This is a genomic window from Zobellella endophytica (genome assembly GCF_003012775.1).
Taxonomy (GTDB): domain Bacteria; phylum Pseudomonadota; class Gammaproteobacteria; order Enterobacterales; family Aeromonadaceae; genus Oceanimonas; species Oceanimonas endophytica.
Map to the genome: position 1 here is coordinate 735,629 of NZ_PXYG01000001.1, position 14,440 is coordinate 750,068.

Below are 14,440 nucleotides of genomic sequence, written 5' to 3' on the forward strand. Positions count from 1 at the left end.
GCGGGTCGGAAGGTCAGTAATAGGTGTCTTCCGGGTTGTGTACCTGGGGGTCGTCGAGAATATCATCCAGATCGACGTCGAACTCCCGTTCTTCCCCCTGGGCCTTCATGTGCAACCGATGGTGTTCGGCATCGATCGACATTATCCAACCCGGGCCCTTTTGCGTGGCACAGAGCATGCCCTCATGCAGCCTTGACAGATCCATGGTGTTCACCTCCACATCAACCGCCTAATAAACAGTATGAACGCTGGGCCCCGTTTACTCCATGCGAGCCGTTCGGCTACCGGGCCGGCGTGCGCGGATCCCAGAGCTCGCGCTCCAGCCCCTGCTCATAGGCCATGCCGCCGGGGGCACTGACCAGCTCCAGCTGCAGGCCCCAGGGCGCCAGGAAGTAGACCCAGGTCAGCCCCGCCGCCGGCCCCTCGGTGAAGGTACTGGGTTCGCCCAGCACCCGTATCCCCCGCTCTGTCAGGTCGGCCACGGCGGCGGCCATGTCGTCCACGTAAAACGCCAGATGGTGGCCGCCGATATCGCTGTTGCGCAGCCCACGCCGGTTCTGATCCGGGGCGCTGTATTCGAACACTTCGAGGTTGGTGCCGTTGCCGCAGCGCACCATCTGGAAGTCGCGGATGCGGGCCCGCGGGTGCACGTTCAGGTGGCGCTCCATCCAGTCGTCCTCGAAGCTGAACTCGCCGAAGGTGAAGAAGGGCTCGCAGCCGAGCACCTGCTCGAAGAAGTCGACCGCCTCCTCCAGTCGGGGCACGGTAATGCCGATGTGCTGCAGGCCCTTCATGCCCGGCATGGGATCGGCGGCGGCCGGGAGGGGGGTGGCCAGGGCGGCCCCGATCAGGCTGCCGGTCAGTCCTTGTTTTATCATCTTTGCTTCCTTTCTGGTTCGGGGCGGGATCAGAGTTCCCGCCGGCTCATGGCGTTGGCGATGTATTCGGCCTGGCGTACCGCCAGCGCGACTATGGTCAGGGTCGGGTTGGCGGCGGAGCTGGAGGTGAACTGGCTGCCGTCGGAGACGAAGAGGTTGCCCAGGTCGTGGCTCTGGCCCCATTTGTTGACCACCCCGTCCCGCGCCTTGGCGCTCATGCGGTTGGTGCCCATGTTGTGGCTGGCCGGATAGGGCGGCATGTCGACAACCCGGGTCGCCCCCACCGCCTCCGACACCTTGCGCCACTGGGCCAGACCGTGGCGGCGCATGATGGCGTCGTTGGTGTGATCGGTCTTGGTGACCACGGGCACCGGCAGGCCGTACTGATCCTTCTCGCTGGCATGCAGGCTGATGCCGTTCTCCTCCTGGGGCATGTCCTCGCCACAGACCCAGACGCAGCTCATGTGGTCGTACTGCTCCAGGGCCGAGGTCACTTCCCGGCCCCAGCCGCCCGGCTTCATAAAGGCGGCGGTAAAGGGCAGGTGCAGGGCCAGGCCTTCCAGGTGGTAGCCGCCGAGGAAGCCCCGCTCCGGCTTGAGCTCGGCCTCGTCCGAGATCACCGCGGCGATGTCGAAGCCCCGGTACATGCGCACCGGCCCCTGGTGGATGGCCACCGCCGCCGCCGTGGTGTGGGTCATGTAGTTGCGGCCCACCTGGCCGGAGGAATTGGCCAGGCCGTCGGGGAACAGGCTGGAGGCGGAGTTGAGCAGCAGCCGGGGCGATTCGATGGAATTGCCCGCCACGCACACCACCCGCGCCTTCTGCAGCTGCAGCTTGCCGTCCTTGTCGGCGTAGAGCACGCCGCTGGCCTTGCCCTGGGCGTCGTGCTCGATGCGCAGCACCATGCTCTGGGGCCGCAGCTCGGCGAGCCCGGTCTTCAGTGCACGGGGGATCTCCGCATACAGGGTCGACCATTTGGCGCCTATCTTGCAGCCCTGCATGCAAAAACCGATCTGCTGGCAGGCGGGACGACCGTCGTTGGGCCGGGTGTTGGAGGCCACCGGCCGGCTGATGTCCTTGTAGCCCACCTTGCGGGCGCCGGCGGCGATCACCTGGTAGTGGTTGTTGGGCGGCATCTCGGGCAGGCCGCTGGCCTGGGTGCCCGCCACCCCCATCTTGCGCTCGGCGATGTCGTAGTAGGGAGCCAGCTCGTCATAGCCGATGGGCCAGTCCAGCACATTGGCGCCCTTGACCTCGCCGTAGACGCTGCGGGTCTCGAAGTCGTGGGGCAAAAAGCGCAGGGCCAGGCCGGAGAAGTGCATGGTCGAGCCCCCCACCCCCTTCACTATCCAGGCCGGCAGGTTGGGGTAGGTTTCGGCGTGGTGCCAGCCGCCGGCGGAAATGCGCTTGTCCAGCCAGGAAATCTTGTGGAACATGGCCCATTCGTCGTTCTCGAAGTCGGCCTGGGTGTAGTGCCTGCCCGCTTCGAGGATCACCACCTTGACGCCTTTTTGGGTCAGTTCGTCGGCCAGGGTGCCGCCACCGGCGCCGGAGCCGATGATCACCACGACGCTGTCGTCGTCCAGTGAGAAGGTCGCGCTCATAATGCTCTCCTTGGGATGGTTGTTGGCCGGGGCCGCCCGCTCAGGCGTCCTGCTCCAGCCAGTCGATGTCGTTGAAGCCCCGGTTGAGGTAGCCGCCCTGCTCCCAGGACGAGCCCTCGTAGCCGAACAGGGGCCAGACTTCCTTGTTGTCGTAAAAACCGGTGACCAGGTGGCCCTTCAGCCGCTGGAAGAAGGCGCCGTGCTCGATCTGGTAGAGCAGCACCAGGCGATCGCTCTCTCGCTCGATGGCGGCGTAGGGCCGCTGGAAGCGCGCCCCGGCCAGCTCGTCCAGGGTGGCCGTGCCCTCGGCCAGCAGCTGCCTGAGCTCGGCGTCGTCGGCGGCCTGGGCCTCGAGCGGCGCCAGGGCCTGCCGGTAGTAGCGGTCCTCGATGTGGTCGTGGGGAAAGATGTCCCGGGCCAGCACCAGCAGGGTGTTGCCCGCCTCGGCGCCCAGCAGGGTGAACTCCCGGGCCAGGGCTTCCCGGGCCGAGGCCTCGAGGCCGGTGGCCGACAGGGCGCCCACCCCCAGGGCCACCATGCTGCCCGCGGCCAGAAAGCGCCGCCGGCTTAGGCCAGGGGTGGCCTCCACCTCGGCCACCGGTATCCGTTCATGCTTGTCCTTCATCTTCATTCCTCCGTGAAAGATGCTGCTGCAGGGTGCGCCCCAGCAGCGCCATGGCGCTGTGGCCGGGCCCCAGCCCCAGCAGGCGGGAGACGGTCACGTGCCGGTCTCCCCGCACCCGCTGGGGTTGCCGGCAGTAGCGGTAAAAGTCGTTGGTCAGCCGGCACAGCTCGCCCTCGTCCTCGTCGCAGAGGATGGCGGCATGGGCCAGCACCGCCTGGGCCCCCCGCCCCTGCACCTTGCGCCACCGCTGGGCGGTGCCGGCGAGCTTGCGGCCGTCCACCACCAGGTTGTAGTCGCCATCGCAGAAGGCCCCGGGCACGGCGCCGCAGTAGGCGTCGATGCCCATCTCCGCCAGGGCCGCGAGCAGCGGCCGGCAGAAGCGCCGGTAGGCCTGGCCGATGGCCCCGGGGGCCGGGTTGAGGGTGAACACCATGGCCACGTTGAGCAGGTGCGGGCTCTGCACCGTGAGATCGCCCCCGGTCTGGCGCAGCACCAGGGGCCAGCCGCGCCGGGCCAGGCGCTGGCCGGCGAGCTCGAAGCCCGGCAGCCGGCTCGAGGCGGTGGGCACCACCAGGGCGCGGCGGCTGCGCCAGAGCAGGAAGCCGTAGTTCCGCCCGCCGCGCACCACCGCCTCCAGCAGTTGCTGCTCCCGGGCCAGCCCCCGCTCCGGGCTCAGCAGCGGCGGCAGGCCGCCGGGCAGGGCATCAGGGTTGGGCAGGCTCATCGGGTTCTCCTTCCAGCAACCGGCACAGGGTGTCGAAGAAGGCGGCGGCTGGTCCGCCGTCCACCGCCCGGTGGTCGAAGGTGAGCGACAGCCCCATCAGGGAGCGCGCCCGTATCTCGCCGTCGGCGCCGACCACCGGCACCCGCCGGGTTTCGCCGATGCCGAGGATGGCCAGCTGCGGCAGGTTGATGACCGGGGTGAAGAAGCGCACCCGCGAGCGACCCAGGTTGGTGAGGGTGAAGGTGCCACCGGTCATCTCGCTCACCGACAGCCGGCCGGCCCGGGCCCGCGCCACCAGCGCCTTGCGCGCCGCCGCCAGCTCGGTCAGGCTCAGCCGCTCGGCGTCGAACAGCGCCGGGGCCACCAGTTGGGTCTCGCTCAGGGCCATGGCAAAACTCAGGTGCACCGCGTCGTAATGCAGGATCTCGTTGCCCTCCAGCCGGCCGTTGAGCAGCGGATGCCGCCGCAGCGCCCGGATCAGGCCGTGGGCCAGCAGATCCTCCAGCGACACCCGGATGCCCGCCTCGTCCAGGGCCGCCTTGTGCTCCAGCAGGGAGGTGACGTCGCACTCCCCCTGGTGGCTGAGCTGGGCCGCCTCGTCCAGGCTCTTGCGCATGGCGCCGGCGATCATGGCGCGCATACCCCGGAGCGGGGTGCGGCGGATGTCGGCAACCGCGGTCATGGTCATGATGCGTCCTCCAGTGCGGCGATCTGCTCGCCCTTGGCGACCACTTCGTCCGCGTCCTTCAGGATACGCAGGCGGCCGGCCGCCGGGGCCAGGATGTCGTGCTGTATCTTCTGCACCATGATCTCGGCCACCACCTGGCCGGCCTCGACCGCGTCGCCGTCGGACGACAGCCAGGCGGTGATCACGGCGTCGTCGGCTTCTTCCCAGAGATCATGGGGGATGAGTATGGCGTGGCTCATGCTTGTTGCTCCTGCATCAGTTGCCGACAGGCCTGGACGACCTTGTCCGCGCTGGGCAGCGCCCATTGCTCCATCGGCGGGGTAAAGGGAATGGGAATGTCGGGAAAGGCCACCCGTTTGGGCGGGGCCTTCAGGGCCAGGCCCCGTTCGGCGACGGAGGCGATGATCTCGCCGCTCAGCCCGAAGCTGTGGTAGTCCTCGTCCACCACCAGCAGCCGGCCGGTCCTGGCCACCGAGGCCAGCACGGTGTCGCGGTCCAGCGGCACCAGGGCGCGCAGGTCCACCACCTCGGCGCTGATGCCCTCCTCCGCCAGGAGGCGGGCCGCCTTCAGGCCGTGGTGCACCCCGGAGGTGATGCCGACGATGGTGATGTCGCTGCCTTCGCGCACCACCGCCGCCTGGCCGATGGGCAACTGGTAGGCCTCTTCCGGCACGTGGACGATGGCGTCCTTCTCGGTGCCGAGCCAGCCCATGCCCTGCAGCGCCTTGTGGAACAGGAACACCACCGGGTTGTTGTCGCGGATGGCGGCGATCATCAGCCCCTTGGCGTCGTAGGCGTTGGAGGGAGCCACCACCTTCATGCCCGGCAGGTGGGCGAAGGTGGCGTGCAGGCACTGGGAATGCTGGCCGGCGTCGCTGTAGCCGCCGCCGGTGGAGGCCATCAGCACCATGGGTACCGGGATCTTGCCGCCGGAGAAGTAGGTGTTCTTGGCCATCAGGTTGTAAATGGCGTCCATGCAGACCCCGAAGAAGTCGACGAACATCAGCTCGACGATGGGCCGCATGCCGTCGGAGGCCGCCCCCACGGCGGCGCCGATAAAGGCGGTTTCCGAAATGGGGGTGTCGCGCACCCGCTCCGGGCCGAATTCGTCGTAGAGGCCGCGGGTGTTGCCGAACACCCCGCCGAGCGGGCCGATGTCCTCGCCCATCACGAACACGGTGGGATCGGCGCGCATCTCCTGGGCGATGGCCTCGGCCATGGCCCGGGCGATGGTCAGTTTGCGTTCTTTGGTCTGGGTACTCATCAGGCTTTCCTCAATGTTGAATGTTTCAAACGAATACCTTTTCCAGGGCGGTTTCCGGCGCCGGGTAGGCACTGTCCCGGGCGAAGCGGATGGCGGCGTCCACCCGCTCGCGGGCGGCCTGCACCAGGTGCTGGTCTTCCGCCTCGGTCAGGGCACCTTCGCCGAGCAGCAGGGTGCGGAAGGCGGGAATGGGATCCCGGGCCTGCAGCGCTTCCTTCTCGCCCTCGGGCCGGTAACCCTCGGCATCGCCCATGAAATGGCCGGCCAGGCGGTAGGTTTCGATTTCGATAAGGCTGGGCCCCTCACCCCGGCGGGCCCGGTCGATGGCCTCGCCCGCCGCCGCGAAGATGGCGACGGGGTCGTTGCCGGGCACGAAGGTCCCGGGCATGCCGTAGGCGGCGGCGCGGCCGTCGTTACGGTCCACCGCGGTGGACTGGCGCTTGGCCACCGAGATGCCCCAGGCGTTGTCCTCGATCACGAACACCACCGGCAGCTGCCATACCGCCGCCAGATTCAGGGTTTCGTGGAAGGCGCCCTGGTTGGCCGCGCCTTCGCCGAGAAAGGCCACCGCCACCCCGGGTTTGCCCTGCAGCTTGCGCGACAGGGCCGCGCCCACCGCCGGGCCCATGCCCTGGGCGATGATGCCGGAGCAGGAAAAGTTCACCCGGCCGTCGAACAGGTGCATATGGCCGCCGCGGCCGCCGCTCAGCCCCGTTTCCTTGCCGAAGATCTCCGCCGCCATCTCGTTCAGGTTCACCCCCTTGGCGATGGCGATATGGTGGGGCCGGTGGGTGGCGGTGACGATGTCGCTGGCCGCCAGGTGGGCGCACACCCCCACGGCGCAGGGCTCCTGGCCGTTGGACAAGTGCATTTCGCCGGGGATGGGCCCCTTGGCCATGTTGAAGGCGGGGCTCTTGCCTTCCATGTAGATTTTCTCGATCGCTTCCTCGAAGAAGCGACTGACCAGCATCTGTTGATACATCCAGTGCAATTGAGTGCGTTCGGGTTTCATGTTCCCTCCTTGCGGTTGAGTCCTCGCCTGCGGCATCGCCTCGCAGAAGACGGGGCGATCGCATGGCCTGCCCATTAGTTATCGCAAAGGATGTGCCAAAAGTGATAAAACAGTGTTAACGGCTTGTTTTAGGGCGTGGCGTCGCCGGGCCGACCGGCGCCGGCGGCGCAAGGTGTAGCAGGGATGCAACAGCTGTCGCAGGAAGCGGTTACAGCTGTTGCAACATGGTCAATACTGAAGAAACCACTGGAAGGAGATGGGCTATGTCGTTGCAGGATGACACCATTGCCCGCCTGCTGGGCCGGCGTCTCGGCCCGGGCAACGGGATCGCGGATCCGCAGATTATCGGCTCCTGGCGCCGCTGCCTGGAGCAGTACCGGCTCGATCCGGAAGGTGCCCATCCACGCCCCCGGCTGAGCGCCGGCGAGCTGAACCAGTTGCGCGAACCCTTCGACGCCCTGCTCGGCGAGCCGGGTCCGGCCCTGACCCAGCTGCGCCGCGCCGCGCTCGAAGCGGGTTACCATCTGCTGCTGACCGACGCCCAGGGCGTGGTGGTGGCCAGCTATCAGGCGGCGGATTCCAGCCCCGAGCTGGCGCGCAAGGGCATGGCCCCGGGCTCGGTGTGGACCGAGGCCCTGGTGGGTACCAATGGTCTCGGCACCTGCCTGGCCACCGGCCAGCCCATCACCGTCTACGCGGGGGAGCACTTCGATGCAGGCCTCTATCCCTTCAGTTGCTCCACCGCCCCCCTGTTCGCCGGCGACGGCAGCCTGCTGGGGGCCATCGACATCTCCACCTACGCCCAGGGCAGCAAGGCCCGCCAGCAACTGGCCCTGGGGCTGGTGCAGCAGACCGCCGACGAGCTGGAGGCTCAGCTGTTTCGCCGGCACCACGCCGACCGCCTGCTGGTGGCGGTCAGCAACCAGCCGCTGGTGGCCGCCACCGGCCCGGCTCCCGCCCTGCTGGCGCTCGACGAGCTGGGCAAGGTGCGTGGCCTGACCACTTGCCTGCTGCGGCTGCTGTCCTTCGGCCAGCGCCAGTCGCTGCTCGGCCAGTCGGTGGACGACATGCTGGGCGTGGCGTTTGAACGCTTGCTCGCCGCCAGCCGGCTCCAGCCCTGCCGCCTGGGGCTGCTCAACTGGTTCGCCTGGCCGGAGACCGGTGCCCCGGCTCCCGGCGCCCGGGCCCGCCAGCCCCTGGTGGCCGACGGGCCGCTGGAGCGGGCGGCGGGCGAGGATCCCGGCCTGCTGCGCCAGGCCACCATCTGCCGGCGCATGGTGGATCGGGGTATCAGCATACTGGTGCAGGGCGAAACCGGCACCGGCAAGGAGGTCTGGGCCCGTGCCCTGCACGACACCAGTGCCCGCCGCCACCAGCCCTTTATCACCCTCAACTGTGCCGCCATTCCCGAAAGCCTGATAGAAAGCGAGTTGTTCGGCTACGGCGCCGGCAGCTTTACCGGGGCGCTCAAGGGCGGCAAGGTGGGCAAGATCGCCGCCAGCTCCGGCGGAACCCTGTTCCTGGACGAGATCGGCGACATGCCGCTGGCGCTGCAGTCGCGCCTGCTGCGGGTGCTGGCGGAGCAGGAAGTCACCCCCATCGGCCAGATCGAACCGGTCCGGGTCGAGCTCAACGTGATCTGCGCCACCCACCGGGAGCTGAGCGAGTTGGTGGAGAGCGGGCAGTTCCGCGAGGATCTCTACTACCGGATCAGCGCGCTCAAGGTGCTGCTGCCGCCCCTGCGCCAACGCCAGGACAAGGCGGGGCTGATCGACCGGCTGCTGCAGTCGCTGGCGCCCGCGCACCATCCGGGCTTGAGCCCGGCGGCGCTGTCCCGGCTGGCCGAGTACCCCTGGCCCGGCAATATCCGCCAGTTGAAAAGCGTGCTGCAATACGGCTTGGCGATGGCCGACGAAGCGCCGATCCTGCCCGAGCATCTGCCCGATGAACTCCATCATGGCATCGACCAGCCGGCGGACGTCAGCACGCCGGTGCCTTCCCGGCTGGCGGCGCAGCAGCAGTGGCAGGAGCGGGAGTTGCTGCAGCAGGTGCTGGAGCAGCATCGGTGGATCATTACCCAGGCCGCCCGGGCCCTGGGCATCAGCCGGGCGACCCTGCACCGCAAGATCAACAAACACCGGCTGCTGTCGCCGAACAAGGGCGGCGCCTGAGCCGGCCCGGTGGTGGGCGAGACTCAGGCAGATAGGCTAGTGTTGTAAGACCCCTTGCATGGAGACTTCATGATGAAGACAGCAGCGATTTCCCTGTTGCTGGCCGTCGGCTTCCCGGCCCAGGCGGCCCTGGTCACCGAGGAGCTGGATTACCAGGTCGACGGCCAGTCCTACAAAGGCTATCTCGCCTTCGACGACAGCATCGAACAGCCGGTGCCCGGCGTACTGGTGGTGCACGAATGGTGGGGCCACAACGACTATGTACGCCGCCGGGCCGAGATGCTGGCCGAGCTGGGTTACGTGGCCCTGGCGCTGGACATGTACGGCGACGGCAAGCAGGCGGCCCATCCCACCCAGGCCGGCGAATTCGCCCAGGCGTCCATGGCCTCCCTGCCCCAGGCGGAACGCCGCTTCAACGCTGCCCGGGATCTGCTGGCGGGCCATGAGCGGGTGGATGGCGGCAGGATCGCCGCCATCGGCTACTGCTACGGTGGCGGCGTGGTGTTGCACATGGCCAGGAGCGACGCGGCGCTGGCGGCGGTGGCCAGCTTCCACGGCACCCTGACCCCGCGCGCCAATCCGCTGCCGGCCGGCAGTCCCGTTCGTATCGCGGTGTTTAACGGCGCCGCCGATCCCATGGTGCCGTCCGAGCAGGTCGAGGCCTTCCGCCAGGAAATGGACACCGCCGGGGCCGACTACCTGCTGGTGGACTATCCCGGTGCCCTGCACGCCTTTACCAATCCGGATGCGGATCGCCTCGCCGCCGAGTTCAACATGCCCATCGGTTACGATCAGACGGCCGACCAGGACTCCTGGCAGCAACTGCAGACCTTTTTAAGCGACAGCTTCAAATGACAAGGAGCGGCTTCAGGCCGAGACTCAGCGGCTGACTTCGAAACGGAACTTCAGTTGCCGCGGAATGCCGTTGTGCTCGATATCCAGCACCCAGGCCCAAAGCATGCTGGCCTCGGTACAGGCTCCGACCAGGGCCTGGCCCTGCCAGCGTCCGGGCTCCTGCTCGCTCACCAGCGCCGGCAGGGTGCCCATATACATGCTCTCGCCTTCCAGCACGCTGCGCACCACCTTCACCTGCGAGTCGGAAAAGTCGACGGCCAGCTCAAAGGGCTGTTCCGGTGCCAGGGCATCCGTCTTCATCCGGGCCCTGGCGTGCAACCCGTCCTGCAGCAGCGCACATTCATTGTGAGATATATCACAAAAATCAACATTTTCTTTCTCTAATGCAGTGTTATCGTTGTCGTCGACGCAGGTACGCAGCCAAAAAGCCCCCGATAAAATTCCCAGCACCAACAAGATTTGCACCAGCTTGGGGCCGGTCAGACGGTCTCTCATACCAATTTACATCCTGAATTGCATACAATCTGCTGCCCGAGTTGATCTCGATCAAGGCAACCCCTCATGCCTTGTGGCGGGCTTAAGTGGTAATCATATTACTGTTTATACTGTTATTTTTGCAGCCACTCATTTATCATCTGCGCGGTATCTTCAGCGCCTGTCCGATTGCCTTTGTTAACAAACAGTTAACGAAGGCCTTCGAACGTCTGAAAATGCTGGTAAAACCGGTTGTCTTTAATCCTTCCGACGTGAGCACCCTGGGTGAGCACAAACCTGAATAACAGCAGTGGAAGCGGAACTATAACGATGAGTCAAACTAATAATCAACCAAACTACAACTACACAGTAGTTCGCCAGATGACGGTCATGACCGTCATCTGGGGCGTTGTAGGTATGTCGTTGGGCGTGCTTATCGCAGCACAACTTATCTGGCCTGCCCTCAACTTTGAAACTCCCTGGCTGACCTACAGCCGGTTACGTCCGTTGCACACCAATGCGGTTATTTTCGCCTTTGGTGTCAGCGCCCTGATGGCCACCTCTTTCTACGTGGTACAGCGCACCTGTCAGACCCGTCTGTTCGGCGGCTCGCTGGCATCCTTCGTGTTCTGGGGCTGGCAAGCCATCATCGTTTCGGCGGTGATCACCCTGCCGCTCGGCTACACCACCAGTAAGGAATACGCCGAGCTGGAGTGGCCGATCGACATCGCCATCGCCGTGGTGTGGGTCTCCTACGCCATCGTGTTCTTCGGCACCCTGGCCAAGAGAACCACCTCCCACATCTACGTGGCCAACTGGTTCTACGGCGGCTTCATCCTGACCGTGGCGGTGCTGCACATCGTCAACAGCATGGCCATTCCGCTGAACGGCATGAAGTCCTACTCCATGTACTCGGGCGCGGCGGATGCCATGATCCAGTGGTGGTATGGCCATAACGCCGTGGGCTTCCTGCTCACCGCCGGTTTCCTCGGCATGATGTACTACTTCGTACCCAAGCAGGCTGGCAGGCCGGTGTACTCCTACCGCCTGTCCATCGTGCACTTCTGGGCGCTGATCACCCTCTATATCTGGGCCGGTCCGCACCACCTGCACTATACCGCCCTGCCCGACTGGGCCCAGTCCCTCGGCATGGTGATGTCGCTGATCCTGTTCGTACCCTCCTGGGGCGGCATGATCAACGGCATCATGACCCTGTCCGGCGCCTGGCACAAGCTGCGCTATGACCCGGTGCTGCGCTTCCTGATCGTGTCCCTGTCGTTCTACGGCATGTCCACCTTCGAAGGTCCGATGATGGCGATCAAGACCGTCAACGCCCTGTCCCACTACACCGACTGGACCGTGGGCCACGTACACTCCGGTGCCCTGGGCTGGGTAGCCATGGTATCCATCGGCTCCGTCTACCACCTGATCCCCAACCTGTTCGGCCAGGATCGCATGTACAGCGTGCGCCTGATCAACGTGCACTTCTGGCTGGCGACCATCGGCACCGTGCTGTATATCGTGGCCATGTGGATCAGCGGCGTGATGCAGGGGCTGATGTGGCGGGCGGTGAACGAAGACGGCACCCTGACCTACAGCTTCGTGGAAAGCCTGCAAGCCTCCTATCCGTTCTACTTCGTCCGCTTTATCGGTGGCTGTTTCTTCGTGACCGGCATGTTGCTGATGCTGTACAACACCTACCGCACCATCAAGGCGCCGAAAGGCTCCCTGCAAGCCATTCCCCAACCGGCATAAGGAGACTCGTGAATGAAAAGCCGTCATGAACTGGTCGAAAAGAACGTAACCTGGTTGGCGTTGTTGACCGTGGTCGCCATCAGCTTCGGTGGTCTGGTGGAGATCGTGCCGCTGTTCTTCCAGCAGCAGACCAACGAGCCGGTGGAGGGCCTGCGCCCCTACACCGCGCTGGAAATGGAAGGCCGTGATATCTACATCCGTGAAGGGTGCCACGTCTGTCACAGCCAGATGATCCGTCCGTTCCGGGCCGAAACCGAACGCTATGGGCACTACTCGGTGGCCGGCGAAAGCGTATGGGAGCATCCCTTCCTGTGGGGCTCCAAGCGTACCGGTCCGGATCTGGCCCGGGTAGGCGGTCGCTACTCTGACGAGTGGCACCGGGTGCACCTGCTCGACCCGCGCGCCGTGGTGCCCGAGTCGAACATGCCGGCCTTCCCCTGGCTGGAAACCAACACCCTGGACGGCCAGGATTCAGCCAACAAGCTGCGCCTGTTCCGGGATCGTTTCGGCGTGCCTTATACCGATGCCGACATCGACGGTGCCGAAGCGGCTGTGAAGGGAAAAACCGAAATGGATGCCGTTATCGCCTATCTGCAGTCCCTGGGCCATGCCCTTAAATAACCGGAGTCGATGATGGATATCAGTACCTTGGAAGCCCTGAAGCCCATGTTGATAAGCTTTCAGACCCTGGCCTTGCTGGTGTTGTTTGTAGGCATCGTATGGTGGGCCTACAGCAAGCGCAGAAAGGGAAAATTCGATGATGCCGCCAACTCCATCTTCGATGAAGAGGAGAAGGCCCGCCATCGCCGGGGTACTGAGCAGGATCGCGCAGGAGCTAATAAAAAATGAGTACTTTTCTAAGTGTTTTTGTAACTGTGATTAGCCTGGGAACCATTTTCGGCTGTCTGGCACTGCTGATCTGGTGTACCAAGGATAAAATGGGCGTCGAAGAAGGCGCTCCCACCGGTCATACCTTCGACGGTATCTCGGAAATAAACAACCCTCTGCCCAAGTGGTGGAGCTACCTGTTTGTTTTCATGATCGTGTTTTCCCTGTTCTACCTGGCGCTGTACCCGGGCCTGGGCAACTTCAAAGGCCTGCTCGGCTGGCAGAGTTCTAACCAGGACATCCGTTCATTGGAAGAGTCCCGCGCCGCGGCGACCGAAGCCCGTGAACAGGGTAAGCTGGTGCAGTACGATCGGGAGATGGTCAAGGCCGACGAGGTGTTCGGTGCCCGGTTTCGTGAGCTGGCCTATGAGGCCGACGGCGAAACCTACCGTGCCATTGCCGACATCGCCCAGGATGAAAGCGCCACCAAGGTGGGCCAGCGTCTGTTCCTGCAGAACTGTGCCCAGTGCCACGGCTCCGATGCCCGCGGTGCCCGCGGCTTCCCCAACCTGGCCGATGCGGACTGGCTGTATGGCGGTAACCCCGAGCAGATCAAGACCACCATCATGCACGGCCGCAAGGGTGCCATGCCCGCCTGGGGCGACGGCCTGGGCGAGGACGGCGTGAAGGAAGTAACCTCCTATGTGCTGAGCCTGTCCGGTCGCCGGGTCGATGAAGTGGAGGCCCAGAAAGGACAGGCCCGCTTCGCGGTTTGTGCCGCCTGTCATGGCATGGACGGCACCGGCAATGTGGCCATGGGTGCGCCCAACCTGACCGACGGCATCTGGCTGTACGGCGGCTCCCGCGCGGCGGTGGAAGACTCCATCCGTCACGGCCGTGCCGGTGTCATGCCCGCCTGGGACAATATCCTGGGCGAGGACAAGGTACACCTGCTGGCGGCTTACGTTTACAGCCTGAACAACAACTGACGGGCCCGCCGGGCTTGAAGGAAAAAGCCCCGTTCGCCGGGGCTTTTTGTTATATTAATGCCGCCTTTTTCGCAGTAGGAATCATCTATGCAACGTCCCTGGTATCAGCAATTCTGGCCCTGGTTTTTAATCGTCCTGCCCCTGTGTGTCGTCGTTGCCAGCCTGTATACCTTTTATCTCGCCAGTTCCGGCGCCGACACCATGGTGGTCGACGATTACTACAAGAAAGGCCGGGCCATCAACCAGGATCTCAGTGAGCTTGAGAAGGCGGCCCAGTTGGGCCTGGTGGCCGAGCTGCGCTACCGGAACGGACAGTTTTCCCTGGTGATGCAGGGCGAACACAACAACGGCGAGGCCGTGCGCATGCGCTTCACCCACCCCACCCTGGCCGAGCAGGATCTGGAGCTGCTGCTCACCAGCGATGCCAACGGCATCTATCGCGATCGTCCCGAGCGGGAATTAATGAACGGTCAGTGGAACTTCCAGCTGGAAGCCTTTGACGGCCGCTGGCGCATGCAAAGACGCATTTCCCTGCCCATTCAGGATCGGCTGCTTATCCGTGCCGGAGGCTGA

17 protein-coding genes are annotated in these 14,440 nt (G+C 65.1%); 7 read left to right on the plus strand and 10 right to left on the minus strand.

Annotated features, from left to right (window positions below):
• Positions 1-13 precede the first annotated feature (13 nt).
• From C7H85_RS03290 to C7H85_RS03330, 9 genes are all read right to left on the minus strand, one after another.
• Positions 14-205 (minus strand): hypothetical protein, encoded by a 192-nt coding sequence (locus C7H85_RS03290; protein ID WP_106728264.1) that lies wholly within the window; start codon positions 203-205, stop codon positions 14-16.
• A 76-nt stretch (positions 206-281) separates the two neighbouring features.
• Positions 282-878, minus strand: coding sequence for a VOC family protein (locus tag C7H85_RS03295; RefSeq protein ID WP_210433546.1), 597 nt, complete (start codon positions 876-878; stop codon positions 282-284).
• Between the two features lie 29 nt (positions 879-907).
• The gene (locus C7H85_RS03300) at positions 908-2,482 is read right to left on the minus strand and encodes a GMC family oxidoreductase (protein WP_106728265.1); all 1,575 of its coding nucleotides are present in this window, start codon (positions 2,480-2,482) and stop codon (positions 908-910) included.
• Positions 2,483-2,522: 40 nt separating this feature from the next.
• Positions 2,523-3,107 (minus strand): gluconate 2-dehydrogenase subunit 3 family protein, encoded by a 585-nt coding sequence (locus C7H85_RS03305; protein ID WP_106728266.1) that lies wholly within the window; start codon positions 3,105-3,107, stop codon positions 2,523-2,525.
• Positions 3,091-3,831: a lipoate--protein ligase family protein gene (locus C7H85_RS03310; RefSeq protein ID WP_106728267.1), complete on the minus strand. Its 741-nt coding sequence runs from the start codon at positions 3,829-3,831 to the stop codon at positions 3,091-3,093. The genes C7H85_RS03305 and C7H85_RS03310 overlap by 17 nt, the downstream gene beginning before the upstream one ends.
• Positions 3,812-4,519 (minus strand): 2-oxo acid dehydrogenase subunit E2, encoded by a 708-nt coding sequence (locus C7H85_RS03315; protein ID WP_106728268.1) that lies wholly within the window; start codon positions 4,517-4,519, stop codon positions 3,812-3,814. Before C7H85_RS03315 ends, C7H85_RS03310 begins: the two co-directional genes overlap by 20 nt.
• Positions 4,516-4,758, minus strand: coding sequence for a biotin/lipoyl-containing protein (locus tag C7H85_RS03320; RefSeq protein WP_106728269.1), 243 nt, complete (start codon positions 4,756-4,758; stop codon positions 4,516-4,518). The genes C7H85_RS03315 and C7H85_RS03320 overlap by 4 nt, the downstream gene beginning before the upstream one ends.
• Positions 4,755-5,783: an alpha-ketoacid dehydrogenase subunit beta gene (locus C7H85_RS03325; RefSeq protein ID WP_106728270.1), complete on the minus strand. Its 1,029-nt coding sequence runs from the start codon at positions 5,781-5,783 to the stop codon at positions 4,755-4,757. Before C7H85_RS03325 ends, C7H85_RS03320 begins: the two co-directional genes overlap by 4 nt.
• Positions 5,784-5,808: 25 nt before the next feature.
• Positions 5,809-6,795 carry a thiamine pyrophosphate-dependent dehydrogenase E1 component subunit alpha gene (locus tag C7H85_RS03330; protein WP_106728271.1) on the minus strand — a complete coding sequence of 329 codons (987 nt, stop codon included), beginning with the start codon at positions 6,793-6,795 and terminating at the stop codon, positions 5,809-5,811.
• A gap of 263 nt (positions 6,796-7,058) precedes the next feature.
• Between C7H85_RS03330 and C7H85_RS03335 the strand changes: the two genes are divergently transcribed.
• Both C7H85_RS03335 and C7H85_RS03340 read left to right on the plus strand, forming a co-directional pair.
• A complete protein-coding gene (locus C7H85_RS03335; RefSeq protein WP_106728272.1) occupies positions 7,059-8,966 on the plus strand; it encodes a sigma-54-dependent Fis family transcriptional regulator in 1,908 nt (635 codons plus the stop codon).
• Positions 8,967-9,035: 69 nt separating this feature from the next.
• The gene (locus C7H85_RS03340) at positions 9,036-9,821 is read left to right on the plus strand and encodes a dienelactone hydrolase family protein (protein ID WP_106728273.1); all 786 of its coding nucleotides are present in this window, start codon (positions 9,036-9,038) and stop codon (positions 9,819-9,821) included.
• Positions 9,822-9,845: 24 nt separating this feature from the next.
• On the opposite strand, the gene C7H85_RS20015 is transcribed toward C7H85_RS03340, so the two are convergent.
• A complete protein-coding gene (locus C7H85_RS20015) occupies positions 9,846-10,121 on the minus strand; it encodes a hypothetical protein (protein ID WP_245879549.1) in 276 nt (91 codons plus the stop codon).
• 504 nt (positions 10,122-10,625) lie between these two features.
• On the opposite strand from C7H85_RS20015, the gene ccoN reads away from it, so the two are divergent.
• From ccoN to C7H85_RS03370, 5 genes are all read left to right on the plus strand, one after another.
• Positions 10,626-12,050, plus strand: coding sequence for a cytochrome-c oxidase, cbb3-type subunit I (ccoN, locus tag C7H85_RS03350; RefSeq protein WP_106728275.1), 1,425 nt, complete (start codon positions 10,626-10,628; stop codon positions 12,048-12,050).
• A 12-nt stretch (positions 12,051-12,062) separates the two neighbouring features.
• Positions 12,063-12,671: a cytochrome-c oxidase, cbb3-type subunit II gene (gene ccoO, locus C7H85_RS03355; protein WP_106728276.1), complete on the plus strand. Its 609-nt coding sequence runs from the start codon at positions 12,063-12,065 to the stop codon at positions 12,669-12,671.
• Positions 12,672-12,683: 12 nt separating this feature from the next.
• Positions 12,684-12,899: a cbb3-type cytochrome oxidase subunit 3 gene (locus C7H85_RS03360; protein ID WP_106728277.1), complete on the plus strand. Its 216-nt coding sequence runs from the start codon at positions 12,684-12,686 to the stop codon at positions 12,897-12,899.
• Positions 12,896-13,867 carry a cytochrome-c oxidase, cbb3-type subunit III gene (gene ccoP / locus C7H85_RS03365; RefSeq protein ID WP_106728278.1) on the plus strand — a complete coding sequence of 324 codons (972 nt, stop codon included), beginning with the start codon at positions 12,896-12,898 and terminating at the stop codon, positions 13,865-13,867. The genes C7H85_RS03360 and ccoP overlap by 4 nt, the downstream gene beginning before the upstream one ends.
• 87 nt (positions 13,868-13,954) lie before the next feature.
• Positions 13,955-14,440, plus strand: a complete 486-nt coding sequence (locus tag C7H85_RS03370) for a FixH family protein (RefSeq protein ID WP_106728279.1) — start codon at positions 13,955-13,957, stop codon at positions 14,438-14,440.

Bases quoted from the DNA above. Each gene is read 5' to 3' on its own strand.
- C7H85_RS03290 (WP_106728264.1), bottom strand. From the start codon at position 205: ATGGATCTGTCAAGGCTGCATGAGGGCATGCTCTGTGCCACGCAAAAG.
- C7H85_RS03295 (WP_210433546.1), bottom strand. From the start codon at position 878: ATGATAAAACAAGGACTGACCGGCAGCCTGATCGGGGCCGCCCTGGCC.
- C7H85_RS03300 (WP_106728265.1), bottom strand. From the start codon at position 2,482: ATGAGCGCGACCTTCTCACTGGACGACGACAGCGTCGTGGTGATCATC.
- C7H85_RS03305 (WP_106728266.1), bottom strand. From the start codon at position 3,107: ATGAAGGACAAGCATGAACGGATACCGGTGGCCGAGGTGGAGGCCACC.
- C7H85_RS03310 (WP_106728267.1), bottom strand. From the start codon at position 3,831: ATGAGCCTGCCCAACCCTGATGCCCTGCCCGGCGGCCTGCCGCCGCTG.
- C7H85_RS03315 (WP_106728268.1), bottom strand. From the start codon at position 4,519: ATGACCATGACCGCGGTTGCCGACATCCGCCGCACCCCGCTCCGGGGT.
- C7H85_RS03320 (WP_106728269.1), bottom strand. From the start codon at position 4,758: ATGAGCCACGCCATACTCATCCCCCATGATCTCTGGGAAGAAGCCGAC.
- C7H85_RS03325 (WP_106728270.1), bottom strand. From the start codon at position 5,783: ATGAGTACCCAGACCAAAGAACGCAAACTGACCATCGCCCGGGCCATG.
- C7H85_RS03330 (WP_106728271.1), bottom strand. From the start codon at position 6,795: ATGAAACCCGAACGCACTCAATTGCACTGGATGTATCAACAGATGCTG.
- C7H85_RS03335 (WP_106728272.1), top strand. From the start codon at position 7,059: ATGTCGTTGCAGGATGACACCATTGCCCGCCTGCTGGGCCGGCGTCTC.
- C7H85_RS03340 (WP_106728273.1), top strand. From the start codon at position 9,036: ATGATGAAGACAGCAGCGATTTCCCTGTTGCTGGCCGTCGGCTTCCCG.
- C7H85_RS20015 (WP_245879549.1), bottom strand. From the start codon at position 10,121: ATGAAGACGGATGCCCTGGCACCGGAACAGCCCTTTGAGCTGGCCGTC.
- ccoN (WP_106728275.1), top strand. From the start codon at position 10,626: ATGAGTCAAACTAATAATCAACCAAACTACAACTACACAGTAGTTCGC.
- ccoO (WP_106728276.1), top strand. From the start codon at position 12,063: ATGAAAAGCCGTCATGAACTGGTCGAAAAGAACGTAACCTGGTTGGCG.
- C7H85_RS03360 (WP_106728277.1), top strand. From the start codon at position 12,684: ATGGATATCAGTACCTTGGAAGCCCTGAAGCCCATGTTGATAAGCTTT.
- ccoP (WP_106728278.1), top strand. From the start codon at position 12,896: ATGAGTACTTTTCTAAGTGTTTTTGTAACTGTGATTAGCCTGGGAACC.
- C7H85_RS03370 (WP_106728279.1), top strand. From the start codon at position 13,955: ATGCAACGTCCCTGGTATCAGCAATTCTGGCCCTGGTTTTTAATCGTC.